Origin of the sequence: Paenilisteria newyorkensis (assembly GCF_000766145.1) — a bacterium.
GTDB classification, from domain to species: Bacteria; Bacillota; Bacilli; order Lactobacillales; family Listeriaceae; genus Listeria_A; species Listeria_A newyorkensis.
The window spans coordinates 74164-89767 of record NZ_JNFB01000024.1 but is presented as its reverse complement, the minus strand read 5'-3'; the positions used below and the strand labels follow the sequence as shown (position 1 = coordinate 89767).

The window sequence follows — 15604 nt, the reverse complement described above, 5'->3', positions numbered from 1 at the left end:
TATCGCATGATGAAAGGCCAAGATGACTACATGAGATCGGTAGTGTCTTGGCCTTTCGTATTTTAAAATTAAAAATCGTTTTATTTGAATAAAAATATCCAAAATAACTACTTTTTTACATAAATTTGACATCCCATAAGTTTTATGTTAACCTGATTTTGGAAGCGAATACATAAATAGAAAGGACGAAACAACTATGAAAATGAAACAAACATTAATTATCCCCACTATCGCGCTTGCTATGGTAGTCGCGCCTTCAATCAACCTGTTTGAATCCGTGCAAGCTAAAGCCTCAACATTAGTAGAAAATGAACCTTCACACACCGTAGAAAATTTAAAAGACACTGGCACTGAGCAATCCTTCACACTAATTTTAAATGATGACGCAGAAGTAGACTTTAACATCGAAAAGACTGATGATACTTTAGAGTTAAAGACTGTAACGTCTACTGAAGATGGTATTGAAGAACACCTATTTGAATATGTTGCTGGGGACGAATTCGCTACGATGGATGGTGAAAAAGTATCTATAGATAGGGAGACATTTGTGGAATCTGAACTACAGAATGAAGAATTCACTAACAGCCCACAGTTATTAAAAGCATCCTCTCCATCAACACCTGTCTATATATCCTCTGGTAAAATTAAAATTGGAAAACCTATAAAAACTTTGGGAGCTATTGTAACAGTTATCGGAGGTGGAATTGCAGTTGCCGCTTTTGCAGGTGTAACTATAGCAACTAGTGCAATTGCAAACACTGTATCTGGATGGGCTAGCGTTGTCGGTTTAGGTACATTAACAGCTGGTTATTTATTTGACGGAAATATAACGTACAAACAATACCGTACAAAAGGACAAATATCAACTGGTTACGGAAATAATAAACAAACTGCATATCGATATCAAGATATACGAGCTGTTGGCACAGTTAAAAATAAAAAAATGGACAAACAGCTGAAGAGTACAGGTTCATGGTATTTCGCTTCTAAACCATGGTAAACTAAAAGGTAAAGGAGCTAAACCAAATGACTTTTCCCAAAATAATCTCCAGTATTTTTCTAGTTATATACGCTATCCTCTTTATAAATATAACGTATAGCATGATTCAAACACAAGAAGGCTTTGCTTACCCTATTTGGATTCAAATTCTACTTGCACTCTCCTTTTTAGCGGTAGCATTGCTGAATTTTACTCAAAAGCGTTACATTCTTGGTGGCGTCTTAACAAGCGCGGTTCTCATGCTTGGAATTAGCATTGTTATTACTTCCATTGCATAGTAAAAGCGTTGAATGAACCGCTCAGGCACTCATTCAACGCTTTTACTTACTCCGCTCTCTCCAAAACCCGCTTCATTTTCTTCGTAAACTCGCGTCTTGGAATCATCACACTGTGTCCGCAACCTTCGCACTTAATCCGAATATCCATACCCAATCGAATAATGCGCCAACGATTGGTACCACAAGGATGCTGCTTCTTCATTTCGACAATATCATTTAGATTAAAAGTCTGTTCCATACGCCTTAATCCTCATCAAACTGAACATCTAAAATTTCTAAAATACGACCTAGATCATCTTCAGATAAAAATTCAATCTCAATTTTACCTTTGTTATCACGACGTTTAATAGAAACTGCTGTTCCGAATTTATCACGTAATTGTGATTCACTCTCTTTGATAAAAACTGGGATTTTTTCCTGTTTTTTGGGTGTTTCACGTGAAACATTGTTATTCAAATCCCCAACTAATTTCTCTAACTGGCGAACCGTTAAGCCTTCTGCCACTGCCTTTTTAGCGACCGGTTTGATGTTCTTCTTATCCTTCAATCCGAGCAAGGCACGAGCATGTCCCATCGATAGCGAACCATCACGGAGCATCACCTGAACTTCTGCTGGCAATGAAAGTAAACGTACCATGTTCGCAATATAAGGACGGCTTTTACCCAGACGATCGGCTAATTTTGCTTGCGTCATGTCCAAGTTCTTCATTAGTAAATCATAGGATTCCGCTTCTTCAAGCACCGATAAATCCTCACGCTGTAAATTCTCCAAAACTGCTAACTCCATCATTTCGCGGTCGTCTAGCGTTCGTACAACGGCTGGAATTGCTTCTAATCCGGCCTCTTTCGCCGCGCGGAATCTGCGTTCACCGACAACCAGCTCATACCCTTTCGCCTCTGAACGACGTAAGATAACTGGCTGTAAAATACCGTGAAGCTTGATAGAATCGCGTAATTCGCGGAGTGCTGTAGGATCGAATGTTTTACGTGGTTGATACGGATTCGGGCGAATTTCGCTAACAGGGATGCTTTGCACAGCTTCCTCATTCTGATCGACATTGTTGAACAGCGCGCTAATTCCTTTTCCTAATCCTTTAGCCATGAGCAATCACTTCCTTTGCAAGATCTACATAAACCTCAGAACCACGGGATTTATCATCGTATAAAATAATCGGTTTACCGTGACTTGGCGCTTCACTCAAACGAATGTTACGCGGAATAATTGTTTCGAAAACTTTATTTTGGAAGTATTTCTTCACTTCGTCTATAACCTGAATGCCCAAATTCGTTCTGGCATCTAGCATCGTCAACAGTACACCTTCAATTTGCAAATCTTCATTTAGATGTTTTTGAACGATACGAATTGTATTTAATAGTTGGCTCAAACCTTCTAGCGCATAGTACTCACACTGAACCGGAATTAAAACCGTGTCAGAGGCAGTAAGCGCGTTTAGCGTAAGCAGCCCTAGGGATGGCGGACAATCAATAATCACGTAATCGTAATCATCGCGAACAGAATCGATCGCCTTTTTCAGACGAATTTCACGTGATATAGCGGGAACAAGCTCAACCTCTGCCCCAGCAAGTTGAATCGTAGCGGGAACCACTTTTAATGTTTCCATCGCTGTTGGTTTAATAACATCTTTGAGTGCAACGTCATCCACAAGCACATCATAGATACAATGCTCGATCTCACCTTTATTGATGCCAACTCCGCTCGACGCATTCCCTTGAGGATCGATGTCCACAAGCAGTACTTTTTTACCTAGAAACGCAAGACTAGAACTTAAGTTAACAGATGTCGTCGTCTTGCCTACGCCACCCTTTTGATTTGCCAGTGCGATCACTTTGCTCAATCTATTTCACCAACCCTCACATATTTATAGCATCCAAACGCGGATAAACCCATTCCACGTGATTAATCGCCGAACTTCCATACGTCGACAAATGCTTCATTTCGTTATACTTCTCCTCTTCTATTCTATCAAAAAATTAAGGTTTAGTCTTACTTTATGCGAAAATAAATTTCATTATACGCAAAAGCCGCGTCAAAAATTCATCGACACGGCTTACTTTTATGCTTTTTTGCGAAGAAATAGTGATATAACTAGACCGATAATCGCCATCACAAGGCCGAACGTAAACGCGTGACGCGAACCTTCAACAAGCGATGCGGCTAAGTCTTGTGGTCCCGGATTCGTCACGGTCGCCATGTATGTTTTTTGACCTGCCGACATAATCGTGATCGCCACCGCTGTACCAATTGCGCCTGAAACCTGTTGTAACGTATTCATGATCGCTGTACCATCTGGATACATTTTTGGCGGTAGTTGATTTAAGCCGTTCGTTTGTGCGGGCATCATGATCATACATACGCCAATCATGAGCGCGCTATGCAGGATAACGATGGTAACCGCCGTTGTTTCTAGCGTGATTTGCGTTAAGAACCATAGCGTTATGACCGACACGATGAATCCTGGAACAACTAGCACGCGGGCACCGAATGCATCGAACAGACGCCCTGTAACCGGTGATAGCAAGCCGTTTATAACCCCACCCGGCAAAAGTACTAATCCAGCAGAAAATGCGGCTAAGGCCAGTCCTGTTTGCAAATAAAGTGGCAATAAAATCATCGTGGATAGGATAATCATGAATGCGATGAAAACGATCAATAATCCAAGCGTGAACATTGGAAATTTGAAAACGCGCAAGTCCATCATTGGCTGATCCATCGTCAGTTGGCGCCAAGCAAATAAGCCCAAACTGATGACACCAATAATCATCGTCGTAATAACGAGTGCACTACCCCAGCCACTTTCGCCGGCGCTACTAAAGCCGTACACAATTCCCCCGAAACCAAGCGTCGATAAAATAATCGATAAAATATCAATACGCGGCTTGGTTACTTCGGATACATTTTTCATATAACGCAGTCCAAAAAGTAATGAGAAAACTAAGAACGGTAAGGCAATCCAAAAAATCCAATTCCACGTTAAATTCTCAATAATTAAGCCTGAAATCGTGGGTCCAACTGCGGGCGCGAACATAATAACAAGTCCGATAAGCCCCATCGCAGATCCCCGTTTATGCTCTGGAAAGATAACCAGAATCGTGTTGAACATTAATGGTAGTAAAAGTCCGGTACCAATCGCTTGGATAACGCGGGCGATCATTAAAATGCCGAAATCTGGCGCCAATGCTGCGATTAGCGTTCCAACTATCGAAAATCCGACAGATGCAAAAAATAATTTTCGCGTGGTAAACCATTGTAATAAAAGTCCTGAAACTGGTACTAAAATACCTAATGTCAGCAAGTATCCCGTCGTTAACCACTGAATCGTTGCTGAACTTACATCAAATACACGAATTAAATCCGTAAGTGCCATATTTAAAGCCGTTTCACTAAACAAGCCTATAAATCCTGCAATTAGAAAAGCCGTGACAATCGGTACAGTCTTAAACTCCTGTCTTTCTTGCGCTGTTACTGTTTTACTCAAAGAAAATTCCCCCTCTTCACCTTCATTTGCGTGAAGCTTCAATTTTAATGGTTTTCGTGGGTAAAGTCAAGTAAATAAGAACGTACGTTTTCGTTTAAGAGTTATATCCAAATAAAAAATGGCTCCCGATTACACCAGAAACCATCTCCTTATTTCCATTCAAAACACTATTCAATCGTCAAATGATCATCCGTAAAATCCGTCGTAACATCCAGCACTTCACATGCCTTTTGGTACATACGAACCGTCATATCCGGATCTCCTGCTTCCAATCGCGAAATCACAAGCGGCGATAAATCCGATTTCAGGCCTAAATCCAACTGCGACCATTTCTTTTTCACGCGTTTCGCAAAGATAAATTGACCCAAACGCGCCGAAAAACTATCCAAATAATGAACAATCGCTTCGTTCTGCCACGCCAATTCTTTCAGCGACTCAAATTCATAATCGTCCTTGCCAATACTCAATCTTGCCTCTGCACGACGAAGGAAAATCCGCTTCACTTCTTCCCGGTAAGCGCCCATTTTATCATTGAACGGGTTGCGATCTTTAAAATAGCCTTTTACGAAGCAATAATACGTTTCTGTATCCGAAAAAGCCGTGAAATAAAGCATCCGACAATTCTTATCCTTGAAGTGTACTTTCATTTCCTCGATTGGCTGATCAACCGACGTTTCGATTTTATTCGTTTGTAGCGAATACGATTGATTTTTGCCGATTGTCAAATGGACTTCCGGTAAAATCTGTTTTCCCGTTGTTAATTTTCTAGTTTCCGCTTTTTCTAGCTGCATCAGGCCTTGCAATAAAAGGGTCGACATTAAAGGTTGTTCTTTTATCAAACTGTGTAGGAAATCATATGCTTGAAATTCATCTTGTTCATCTCTTACAAAAATTATTTTCGCCATATTGTTCGCAGTAACACATTTCGAGTGCACCGCTTCCCTCCTTTATCTATCGTTCTACCTTCATTGTATAGGTTTTCATGAAAAATTGCACCTTACTTGCGCGGCTGAACACAATTCTTCTTTTTACCTACGCCAATATTGCTTTTTACCATCCTCTTTCACCGAAATACCAACATTCCAAATCTCCCTGCGAAGTTCCCGCGCGTCCTTTTCGTCAGACTTCTCCAACGCCTTTTCACGAGCCGCAAATAAAGCATTTTCACCCGTCTCCAGTTCCGGTGTTTGCGCCACCCATCGCTTAAATTCTGCCTGAAAAGGATCCACCGATTGCCAGCTATAACCGTGTTCCGTAAACGCCCGCTCCACTTTTCCAGCCTTCATTTCCTGTTTTTCTCGATACATTTCCCGATTCTCAAGGTCCAGCAAAACCAATTGCTTCTTATCTAAAGACACCATCGAAATCCGCGCTTTAGGAAAAATCGACTCCACACCAGAAATCGTTAATTTCACATCGTCGTCCCCTATATCCATCATCAGACTTTCGTGAAAAGCCATGATAGACAGCCAAATCCCAGCAACAATACCAAACCCCGTCGTCACAAAAATAATCCAGGTTTCGCGGATGGAAACAATGAGTTCGAAAGGTCCCTTCAACGGAATCCACGGTAAAGACACCGCCCATTTTGCAATATCCGGTATGAAAAATCCGAGAATCAGCCCTATAATCGGTGGAACAAGGCATATTAACAGTTTATCAAAGGTCGAAAAGCTTAATATCGTTCGCTTATTTTTATGCATTATTTATCCACTCTCTCCATTATATTTGTGATAGCCAGCTTCCATATTTTCCGGTATTCCACTTGGATGCCCATTAACATATAGTTTGAAATATTATCAATTGTAAGCGCCAAAAGCTGTGACTTTGCCTTACTATCTTTTGCATCGACAACGCCTAGCTCGACACCTTTATCCATACAACGCTCAAAACCTAGTAGAAAATCCTTCTGTAATTCCACGATCTCTCCTGCATAATTATGCTCTCTTCCCGCAGTTAAAATGAATTCGTTCAGCACTTTCATCACGATAAAATTCTCTTCATTTGCTTCTGGAATCATGGAAATCCCACCACTATATAGCTTTTTCTCGAAGTTTTTTGCCGTCATTTTATCTATTTGGAAGTAATTGTCGAAGCGATAATCCGCAAATATGACTTTAAAAACGGTTTCTATTAGCGCATCTTTGGACGGGAAATGATAATAAATGGACGGTTTTGAGATCCCTACTTTTTCAGCGATCATGGCTAAACTCGTACCTTGGATACCAAATTCCGCAAATAAGATAAATGTGGCTTCTAATATTTGCTGATATGTCTTCTCTTTTTTCTTCATACTACCACTCTTTTCTACCTATCGTTAGGTAAATTATATGATGATATTCGCCTAATGTCAATAAAAAACAGAAATCCTCGTTGGAAATCTGTTTTTTGATCACTTATTTGTTTTTTTGCTTTGGAATTTGAATCGTAATTTGATAATAATCATCCGACTCTTCTTCTTCCATCTGTAAATCCATACCGTTATCTTTTACCATCGTGATGGATTGCTTGATCGTGTTCACAGCAATTCGAACGTCGCGACTGATCGCTTGGCGTTTCGGTTTTGCTTTTTTAGGTTTTGGCTCGGCGGGTAGTAAAGTCTGGATATATTGCTCCGTTTCCTTCACATTCCACTTGTTCTCGATAATTTTCGCCAAAACATCGAGTTGCTTTTCCTCCGTCTCCAAAACGAGTAAAGATCGACCGTGGCGCTCCGAGATTTGCTTGTCTAAAACGGCTTGCTGGGCGGCTTCTGGCAACCTTAACAAACGCAATTTATTAGCGATCGCGGATTGACTTTTCCCAACGCGCTGAGCTAGTGCTTCCTGGGTCACTTCTTGCATATCTAGCAAACTTTGATACGCTTTTGCTTCTTCAATTGGTGTCAACTCTTCACGTTGTAAGTTTTCGATGAGGGCAATGGAAGCTACTTCATCATCCGTAAGATTTTGGACGATAGCAGGGATTGTGTCCCATTCCAATGAAGAAACAGCGCGGAATCGTCGTTCACCAGCGATAATCTCGAATTTTTCGGGCTCATACTCACGCACAACAATTGGCTGAATGACGCCATGAATACGGATTGTTCTGGCTAATTCCTCTATTTTTGACGCATCAAAGACCGTTCTGGGCTGATAGCGATTCGGAATGATAGCTGCGACAGGAAGTTCCACGATTTGTTGCATGAATTCCTCCACGGTTTCTTCCGTTTCAATCTCAATATATTCCTTATCTTTCTTTCCGAATAAGCGCGAAAAAGGCATTATCAAATCATCCCTTCTAATGTTAAGCGTGAATATCGTCCAGCGTGTCGACAAACGCTCATCTCCGTCGTTAAAATCTGCGCTGGAGTTCGGCGCAATTTTTACGGAAATCGTTTTTTCGATCGTTTGGAATTTCACTTTATCTACTGTCCATTTTAGCAGAAACTTGCTGATAAATATATGCTTTTCATTCAATTGGTTGTTTGTTTGGTGTTCCTGCTTTGCGAGGATACTTATTTGGCGTCTCTTTTACTTTTTCGATCAAGTATAGGTTCCGCTCGCTTTCTTCGATTGGCAATGAAAAGGCATAATGGTCTTTCACTTTACCGCCTAGTGTCGCAATGGCTTTCGCACCGATTTTCAGTTCCTGCTCCGCTTGCATCGCTTTCATCGCTAGGAAAAAACCACCCTTTTTGACTAGCGGCAAACAAAGCTCGGTTAATACGCTCATTCTTGCGACGGCGCGCGCTGTAACTAAGTCAAAACTGCCGCGGAACGCCTTATTTTGGCCAAATTCTTCCGCTCGTGCATGGTGAAAATGAACCTTATCCAATTTCAATGCATCCGCAAGCGCGTCTAAAAAGGTAATCCGTTTCTGCAAGGAATCCACAATCGTAACGTCCAAATCCGGGAAACAAATCTTAATCGGAATGCTTGGAAAACCAGCTCCCGCACCAACATCACAAACCGTCCCCACACCTTTAAAATCAACATAAAAAGCCGCAGAAATCGAGTCATAAAAATGCTTCAAATAGACTTCATCGTGCTCTGTAATAGCAGTCAAATTCATTTTCTCATTCCACTCGACAAGCATCTTGAAATATAGGTCGAATTGCGCCATTTGCGTATCGGATAACTCGATTCCTTTTTGCAATAATTGCTCTCTAAACTGTTCTGGATTCACGTTTTTCCCTCACTTTGTTTTTGCGATTTTGCCTTGCTCAATATACACTAACAAGATGGAAATGTCGGCGGGATTTACACCTGAAATACGGCTAGCCTGCGCGATCGAAAGTGGCTGGATTTTCTTCAATTTCTCCAATGCCTCCGTTGCCAAACTGCCAATCGCATCATAATCGATGTTTTCCGGAATTTTCTTGCCTTCCATGCGCTTCATTTTTTCCACTTGGTTCAATGATTTCTCGATATAACCTTCATATTTAATCTGAATTTCGACCTGCTCCTCGATATCCGCAGTTAGCGATGTTTCACGTGGAACAATCTCCATCAAAATATCGTACGTAATCTCTGGACGTCTCAAAAAATCCGCTGCTAAAACGCCATCCTTGAGCTCCGTGCTACCCATATCGACCAGCATTTTCTGTACAGCCGCAGTCGGTTTGATACGCGTCGTTTTCAATCGTTGTTTTTCAGCCTCAATAGCTTCGCGTTTCGCAACAAATCGGGCGTAACGTTCGTCGCTGATTAGACCAATTTCATGCCCAATCTCGGTCAAACGCAAATCCGCATTATCGTGGCGTAACAACAAGCGATACTCCGCGCGAGACGTCAACAAGCGGTACGGCTCATCGGTTCCCTTCGTCACGAGATCATCAATGAGAACGCCGATATAGCCTTGATCGCGTCCAAGCACCACCGGCTCTTTTCCAGAAGCACGGCGCGCCGCATTGATTCCCGCCATTAAACCTTGTCCAGCCGCCTCTTCATAACCACTCGTCCCGTTCAATTGACCCGCTGTATACAAATTCTCGATTCGTTTCGTTTCAAGCGACGGCCACAATTGCTCCGGCATCACCGCGTCATATTCAATCGCATAACCAACACGCATCATTTCGACATTTTCCAGTCCAGGAATCGTCGCTAACATTTCACGCTGTACATCCTCTGGCAAACTTGTCGACAAACCTTGCACGTAAACCTCTTCCGTATTGCGACCCTCAGGCTCTAAGAAAATTTGATGGCGCGGCTTATCGCTAAAACGCACAATCTTATCCTCAATCGACGGACAATAACGCGCACCCGTCCCTTTTTTGGTCGCAGTAAACATCGGCGAACGATGCAAATTTTTCTCGATAATTTGGTGTGTTGCCTCGTTTGTATACGTTAACCAACACGGCAACTGATCCATAATAAAATCCACCGTCTCATAACTAAAGGCACGCGGAACATCGTCTCCAGGCTGTTCTTCTGTCTGCGAATAATCGATGGAACTCGACTTCACGCGCGGCGGTGTCCCCGTTTTAAAACGACGCAACTCAAAACCTAGCTCTTCCAAATGCTCAGAAAGCTTGATCGACGGCTGCTGATTGTTCGGACCACTAGAATAACGCAGTTCCCCAACAATAATCTCACCACGTGAAAAAGTCCCTGTTGTCAGTACGACCGTTTTGGCATAATAAATCGCGCCGCTGTTCGTGATAACGCCTTTACAGACACCATCCTCCACAACAAGACGATCCACCAAACCTTGACGCAGCGTGATATTTTCCTCTTTTTCAATCGTGTGCTTCATTTCGTGTTGATAATCCCACTTATCCGATTGCGCACGCAAAGCACGAACCGCAGGGCCTTTTCCAGTGTTAAGCATCCGCATTTGAATGTGCGTTTTATCCGTATTCCGACCCATTTCGCCGCCGAGCGCATCAATTTCGCGCACAACGACACCTTTCGCAGGCCCTCCAACAGAAGGATTACACGGCATGAACGCCACCATATCTAAATTAATTGTGAGCATCAACGTTTTCGCGCCAATTCGGCCACTCGCAAGGCCCGCTTCCACGCCCGCATGCCCCGCACCGACCACGATTACATCATAATGTCCCGCATCATAAGTTTGCATATTTCAACACATCACTTTCCTAAACAAAATTGGTTAAATAACTGGTCCAGCAACTCATCCTGAACCGATTCACCGATAATTTCTCCGAGCAAATCCCAAGCCCGCGTCATGTCAATCTGAACGATATCCACTGGCATTCCAGCTTCCACGCCATCAATAACCGCCTCAATCGCACCAATCGCCTCATGCAAAAGTGCAATATGACGCGCATTCGAAACATACGTCGCGTCCCCAGCATCAATTTCTCCCGCGAAAAATAAATCCTTAATCGCGATTTCAAGCTGCGCAAGTCCCGCATCATTCACAAGCGACGTCTCGACCACTGGATTATCCCCAGCAAGCTCCCGAACCCGCGCCACATCAATATTCCGCGCTAAATCCGTCTTATTCAAAACGACCACAAAATTATGACCCGCGACCGCCTCAAACAACGCCTCATCTTCCACACTCAGCGGCTCGTTTTGATTCAACACCAACAAAATAAAATCCGCTTCCTGCAAAGCTTTGCGCGACCGTTCCACGCCAATTTTTTCAACAATATCTTCCGTCTCGCGAATCCCCGCCGTATCAATCAAACGCAGCGGCACCCCGCGAACATTCACATATTCCTCAATAATATCACGCGTCGTACCCGCAATATCCGTCACGATCGCCTTTTCCTCCTGAATCAACTGGTTCAAAAGCGACGATTTCCCGACGTTTGGCCGACCAATAATCGCCGTCGCCAGTCCCTCACGCAAAATCTTGCCCTGTTGCGCCGTCAGCAACAACTGCTCCACCGAAGCCCGCACCAATTGCGCCTTCTCCACCAACATCCGCTGCGTCATCTCTTCCACATCGTCGTATTCCGGATAATCTATGTTCACCTCGACCTGCGCCAAAGCATCTAAAATTTCCTGTCTCAAATTGCGAATCAAGCGCGACAAACTACCGTCCATCTGCTGCAGCGCAACACCCATCGCCCGATCCGTCTTCGCACGAATCAAATCCATCACAGCCTCCGCTTGCGACAAATCAATCCGCCCATTCAAAAAAGCTCGTTTCGTAAATTCTCCAGGTTCCGCCAATTTCGCCCCATTTCGAAGCAACAATTGCAGCACCCGATTCACCGAAACAATCCCACCATGCGCATTAATCTCGACCACATCTTCCCGAGTAAACGTCCGCGGCGCACGCATCACCGTTGCCATGACCTCCTCGACCGTCTCCTTCGTGCCCGGATCCACAATATGACCATAATGAATCGTGTGACTCTCGACCGCGCTAAGCTGTTTTTGCGCACAAAAAATGCGATCCGCTATCTGAATCGCCTCATCACCGCTCAAACGAATAATAGCAATGGCTCCCTCGCCCGGCGGTGTTGAGATCGCAGCAATTGTATCAAATTCCATTCTTTACCCTCACCTTCCTAGAAAAACGGCTCACAAAGAAACCGATTTCCTAATCGAATAAATTTTGGCACATGACCTGTGCATATCATCAACATTTGCTCCGCTTTCACCAAAGCTAATAATGATTGGTTTTATATAGTTATCCGAAAAAAGTTATCCACATATCCAGATTCTTTAAGATTTAAAAAATATCCTACCCTTTATTTTAACTTATCCACATGTGAATAACAATAGTTTTGGACCAACTTTTGAAGTTATCCACAAGAGATTAATTATCACAGCAAAAAGTACGTTCCTCATTTCCGAACGTACTCACTTTTTCACAACTTCTTTAGATGGCGATCTACCCGTATGATCTTTAACTCGTATCAATATCCAAATATCTTTGTTGCATTACTTTTAACATCTATACTACTGCAACGTTCAGCTCTTCCTCCAAAACATGGCACATTGTTTCACTAACGTATTGGAGTTCCGTTTCTGTCAAATTCGAGCCTGAAGGCAAACAAATCCCTTTCTCAAATAACTGCTCGCACACAGCTTGTTGCCTCATGTCATGAGAGTAAAAAATGACATCTGCAAACACTGGCTGCAAATGAAGCGGCTTCCACAATAATCGTGTCTCAATGTTCGCAGCTTTCATTTTCGCCATCACAACATATGGCGACAAGTGCAAATCTTTCACGTCCAGTGTTATCGCAGTAAGCCAATGATTGGACACGGTATCCGACAATTTAGGCATCATCGTAATCCCATCCACATCACCAAAATGACGCTCATAGTACTGATACACACCCTGCCTTGCAGCGACACGTTCTGCTAAAACCTCCATTTGACCGCGACCAATTCCTGCTGATACATTACTCATGCGGTAATTATAACCAATCTCCTCATGTTGATAATACGGTGCTTGTTCACGTGCTTGTGTAGCTAAAAAGACTGCTTTTTCAATCATCGCCGGATCTTTCGCTACCAGTGCACCACCACCAGATGTCGTAATAATTTTGTTCCCATTGAAAGAGTATATACCAAAATCACCGAATGTTCCTGTCTGCTGTCCCTTATATGTCGATCCAAGAGATTCTGCGGCATCCTCGATAATCGGAACACCATATTGCTCACACATAGCTACGATTTCATCCATTTTAGCGCTTTGACCGTAGAGATGCACCACAATAACTGCTTTAGGTAATTTATTTTGTTCTTTGGCATCCCTCAAAGCCCGTGCCAATGCTTGCGGCGACATATTCCACGTTTCCGGTTCGGAATCAATGAATACGATATCAGCTCCTAAATATTTAATGGGGTTAGCGCTCGCAATAAAAGTGAATGAGGCGCAAAATACAGTGTCACCTACACCAACCTCTAGTAACCGTAAAGCTAAATGAATCGCTGCTGTGCCAGAACTTGTCAAACAGGCGGCATTCGCATTCGTGTACGCCTTTATTTGTTCCTCCATCGCTGTCACATTTGCTCCAAGTGGGGAAATCCAATTCGTATCAAATGCTTCTTTCACATATACTTGCTCCCGCCCGCTCATATGCGGCGTAGATAATAAAATCGGTCTTTGCATCATCCTACCTCTTTCTTCATTTTTTATTCCGTCGTCCCTTGAAAACTTTCTGCTGTCACATGATTTTCTTGGCTGATATCCGCTCCACGCATTACTTTTCCAATTGTTTGAAATAATATAGCGCCATCTAATTTCATGGATTGTTGTTCCACATATTGCACATCCATTTCAAACTTTGCTTCCCAGCTGATTGCGTTTCTTCCATTTACTTGTGCGAGCCCCGTTAGACCTGGCTTAACAGAAAGACGTTTGCGCTGACGCTCATTGTAAAGACTAGTGTAAGTAACTGGCAACGGCCGTGGTCCAACTAGACTCATATCTCCAATCAGAATATTCCACAGTTGTGGCAATTCATCAATACTATACTTCCTCATAAAACGGCCAAATCCTGTAATCCTCATATGATCTGGTAACGGTTTCCCATCCTTATAAAAACTCTGACGCATTGATTTCAACTTATAGATTCTAAAACAACGCGCTTGCTTCCCAGCACGTATACTTACATAGAAAGGCATTTCACGATACAAAATAAAAAATAGACTCGCGCAAAGAATAATTGGAATCAGGGCAACCAGTCCAATACTTATCGCAAAAAGAATATCTATCCAACGTTTCATAGTCATTTCTTCCTCTCTAGTATTTGTTCCAATAAGCAGGACGCCCTGCCTGCAAGTAACTGAACATCATAACGTTCACTCAATCGCTTGCTCGCTAACCGTGATTTTTTATAGCTTTGTTCATCCCTCACCATATCTTGCAAAAACTGGCAGTAGCCCACCGTATCATGATACAAAAAACCGCGACCAGCCCCACTATCCTGCAAAATAGTATGCTGCCATCCCTGATAATTAAGTACGACTGGCAAACCAACCGCTAGAAAATCAAAAAATTTGTTGGCACTATTATCCCAAAGTATTCGCTCATTTTTCACGCTCATCGCGCCCATATCACACTGCTTCATCAAACTAAAAAGATTTTCTTTTGGCATACTACCTATAATTTTCACATTCTCTAATTGCAATGTCTCCACTTGCTGTTCTAAAGTTGCTTTCTCTGAACCTTCACCAATTAGCAAGAATCCAATAGATGCAAAAGCTTTCATATCCGAAGCCACTGTCAGTAAATGCTGCAAACCATTTACTTCCCCCATTGTTCCTGGATGCACAATGACAAAACGATTTTTCATCCATTGCTGCAATACTTCATCCTCAGGGGGACGCGCTTCAATAGCTGCCACCCACTCACTGTTTGCCATATTTTCAATAACAGTTATTTTTTCTGCCCCAATCCCTTTGGAAACAATCCTCGCCTTCATCGCTGGTGACAAGGCGATAATCTCGCTAGCTCCGTTATAAATCATTTTTTCAATGAGGATGAGCGCTCGTATCAATAGCGGATTGGTGATATATCCCAATTTCACAGGTACATCCGGCCAGACATCTCGTACTTCAAATACAAAAGGGATACGCTTGACTTTACTAAGCAGTAGACCTACCAATCCCACGGTGAGAGGAGTTGACGTGGCGTAAATAATATCCATCTTTTTTCGCGTCAAACCTTTCCAAAAACTACCTAGCATAAAGTGACCAAACGCTAAAATACGACGTCCTTTACTCATTTTTTGACTATAATTCGTCGCTGTAGAAAGAACTTGCACGCCTTCTTCCGTTTGTTCACTTTTACCAGTCCCTGTAATCAAAGTAACGTGATGTCCTCGTCGCAAGAAGTATTTAGAAAGCTCGTAGGATCGTGTCGCCCCAGTTTTTTTCTGAAAGTGTTGATGTAAGTATAAGATTCTCAAAA

16 protein-coding genes are annotated in these 15604 nt (G+C 42.7%); 2 read left to right on the top strand and 14 right to left on the bottom strand.

All coding sequences use genetic code 11. The features are described from left to right. Positions 1 to 196 precede the first annotated feature (196 nt). Both EP58_RS09755 and EP58_RS09750 read left to right on the top strand, forming a co-directional pair. The gene (locus EP58_RS09755) at positions 197 to 1000 is read left to right on the top strand and encodes a hypothetical protein (protein WP_036092985.1); all 804 of its coding nucleotides are present in this window, start codon (positions 197 to 199) and stop codon (positions 998 to 1000) included. Positions 1001 to 1026: 26 nt separating this feature from the next. Continuing rightward, on the top strand, positions 1027 to 1278 hold the full coding sequence (locus EP58_RS09750; protein ID WP_036092983.1) for a hypothetical protein: 252 nt from the start codon (positions 1027 to 1029) through the stop codon (positions 1276 to 1278). 46 nt (positions 1279 to 1324) lie between these two features. On the opposite strand, the gene EP58_RS09745 is transcribed toward EP58_RS09750, so the two are convergent. The 14 genes from EP58_RS09745 to EP58_RS09680 all read right to left on the bottom strand — a co-directional run bounded on the left by EP58_RS09745 (position 1325) and on the right by EP58_RS09680 (position 15602). After that, positions 1325 to 1516: a DUF951 domain-containing protein gene (locus EP58_RS09745; protein ID WP_036081989.1), complete on the bottom strand. Its 192-nt coding sequence runs from the start codon at positions 1514 to 1516 to the stop codon at positions 1325 to 1327. A 5-nt stretch (positions 1517 to 1521) separates the two neighbouring features. Further along, positions 1522 to 2379, bottom strand: a complete 858-nt coding sequence (locus EP58_RS09740) for a ParB/RepB/Spo0J family partition protein (RefSeq protein WP_036092980.1) — start codon at positions 2377 to 2379, stop codon at positions 1522 to 1524. Further along, complete coding sequence (locus EP58_RS09735) at positions 2372 to 3133, bottom strand: ParA family protein (protein WP_036092978.1); 762 nt, start codon at positions 3131 to 3133, stop codon at positions 2372 to 2374. The genes EP58_RS09740 and EP58_RS09735 overlap by 8 nt, the downstream gene beginning before the upstream one ends. A gap of 219 nt (positions 3134 to 3352) precedes the next feature. Further along, positions 3353 to 4774, bottom strand: a complete 1422-nt coding sequence (locus EP58_RS09730) for a DHA2 family efflux MFS transporter permease subunit (protein WP_036092975.1) — start codon at positions 4772 to 4774, stop codon at positions 3353 to 3355. Positions 4775 to 4941: 167 nt separating this feature from the next. Beyond that, positions 4942 to 5679, bottom strand: coding sequence for a helix-turn-helix domain-containing protein (locus EP58_RS09725; protein WP_036093198.1), 738 nt, complete (start codon positions 5677 to 5679; stop codon positions 4942 to 4944). A 123-nt stretch (positions 5680 to 5802) separates the two neighbouring features. After that, positions 5803 to 6477 (bottom strand): YqeB family protein, encoded by a 675-nt coding sequence (locus tag EP58_RS09720; protein WP_036092971.1) that lies wholly within the window; start codon positions 6475 to 6477, stop codon positions 5803 to 5805. Then, a complete protein-coding gene (locus tag EP58_RS09715; protein WP_036092969.1) occupies positions 6477 to 7067 on the bottom strand; it encodes a TetR/AcrR family transcriptional regulator in 591 nt (196 codons plus the stop codon). The genes EP58_RS09720 and EP58_RS09715 overlap by 1 nt, the downstream gene beginning before the upstream one ends. Positions 7068 to 7170: 103 nt before the next feature. Next, positions 7171 to 8037: a nucleoid occlusion protein gene (noc, locus tag EP58_RS09710; RefSeq protein ID WP_036093194.1), complete on the bottom strand. Its 867-nt coding sequence runs from the start codon at positions 8035 to 8037 to the stop codon at positions 7171 to 7173. A gap of 187 nt (positions 8038 to 8224) precedes the next feature. Continuing rightward, positions 8225 to 8941 (bottom strand): 16S rRNA (guanine(527)-N(7))-methyltransferase RsmG, encoded by a 717-nt coding sequence (gene rsmG, locus EP58_RS09705; RefSeq protein ID WP_036092967.1) that lies wholly within the window; start codon positions 8939 to 8941, stop codon positions 8225 to 8227. 9 nt (positions 8942 to 8950) lie between these two features. Then, on the bottom strand, positions 8951 to 10837 hold the full coding sequence (mnmG, locus tag EP58_RS09700) for a tRNA uridine-5-carboxymethylaminomethyl(34) synthesis enzyme MnmG (protein ID WP_036092964.1): 1887 nt from the start codon (positions 10835 to 10837) through the stop codon (positions 8951 to 8953). An 11-nt stretch (positions 10838 to 10848) separates the two neighbouring features. After that, positions 10849 to 12228: a tRNA uridine-5-carboxymethylaminomethyl(34) synthesis GTPase MnmE gene (gene mnmE, locus EP58_RS09695; protein WP_036092963.1), complete on the bottom strand. Its 1380-nt coding sequence runs from the start codon at positions 12226 to 12228 to the stop codon at positions 10849 to 10851. A gap of 406 nt (positions 12229 to 12634) precedes the next feature. Continuing rightward, positions 12635 to 13804 carry an aminotransferase class I/II-fold pyridoxal phosphate-dependent enzyme gene (locus EP58_RS09690; protein WP_036092961.1) on the bottom strand — a complete coding sequence of 390 codons (1170 nt, stop codon included), beginning with the start codon at positions 13802 to 13804 and terminating at the stop codon, positions 12635 to 12637. A 20-nt stretch (positions 13805 to 13824) separates the two neighbouring features. Beyond that, on the bottom strand, positions 13825 to 14418 hold the full coding sequence (locus EP58_RS09685) for a sugar transferase (protein ID WP_201740718.1): 594 nt from the start codon (positions 14416 to 14418) through the stop codon (positions 13825 to 13827). Between the two features lie 2 nt (positions 14419 to 14420). After that, the gene (locus EP58_RS09680; protein WP_036092958.1) at positions 14421 to 15602 is read right to left on the bottom strand and encodes a glycosyltransferase family 4 protein; all 1182 of its coding nucleotides are present in this window, start codon (positions 15600 to 15602) and stop codon (positions 14421 to 14423) included. Positions 15603 to 15604 lie beyond the last annotated feature (2 nt).

What these genes read in the sequence shown, in the direction of transcription:
- EP58_RS09755 (WP_036092985.1), top strand. Translation starts at nt 197, where the DNA reads ATGAAAATGAAACAAACATTAATTATCCCCACTATCGCGCTTGCTATG.
- EP58_RS09750 (WP_036092983.1), top strand. Translation starts at nt 1,027, where the DNA reads ATGACTTTTCCCAAAATAATCTCCAGTATTTTTCTAGTTATATACGCT.
- EP58_RS09745 (WP_036081989.1), bottom strand. Translation starts at nt 1,516, where the DNA reads ATGGAACAGACTTTTAATCTAAATGATATTGTCGAAATGAAGAAGCAG.
- EP58_RS09740 (WP_036092980.1), bottom strand. Translation starts at nt 2,379, where the DNA reads ATGGCTAAAGGATTAGGAAAAGGAATTAGCGCGCTGTTCAACAATGTC.
- EP58_RS09725 (WP_036093198.1), bottom strand. Translation starts at nt 5,679, where the DNA reads ATGGCGAAAATAATTTTTGTAAGAGATGAACAAGATGAATTTCAAGCA.
- EP58_RS09720 (WP_036092971.1), bottom strand. Translation starts at nt 6,477, where the DNA reads ATGCATAAAAATAAGCGAACGATATTAAGCTTTTCGACCTTTGATAAA.
- EP58_RS09715 (WP_036092969.1), bottom strand. Translation starts at nt 7,067, where the DNA reads ATGAAGAAAAAAGAGAAGACATATCAGCAAATATTAGAAGCCACATTT.
- noc (WP_036093194.1), bottom strand. Translation starts at nt 8,037, where the DNA reads ATGCCTTTTTCGCGCTTATTCGGAAAGAAAGATAAGGAATATATTGAG.
- mnmG (WP_036092964.1), bottom strand. Translation starts at nt 10,837, where the DNA reads ATGCAAACTTATGATGCGGGACATTATGATGTAATCGTGGTCGGTGCG.
- mnmE (WP_036092963.1), bottom strand. Translation starts at nt 12,228, where the DNA reads ATGGAATTTGATACAATTGCTGCGATCTCAACACCGCCGGGCGAGGGA.
- EP58_RS09690 (WP_036092961.1), bottom strand. Translation starts at nt 13,804, where the DNA reads ATGATGCAAAGACCGATTTTATTATCTACGCCGCATATGAGCGGGCGG.
- EP58_RS09685 (WP_201740718.1), bottom strand. Translation starts at nt 14,418, where the DNA reads ATGAAACGTTGGATAGATATTCTTTTTGCGATAAGTATTGGACTGGTT.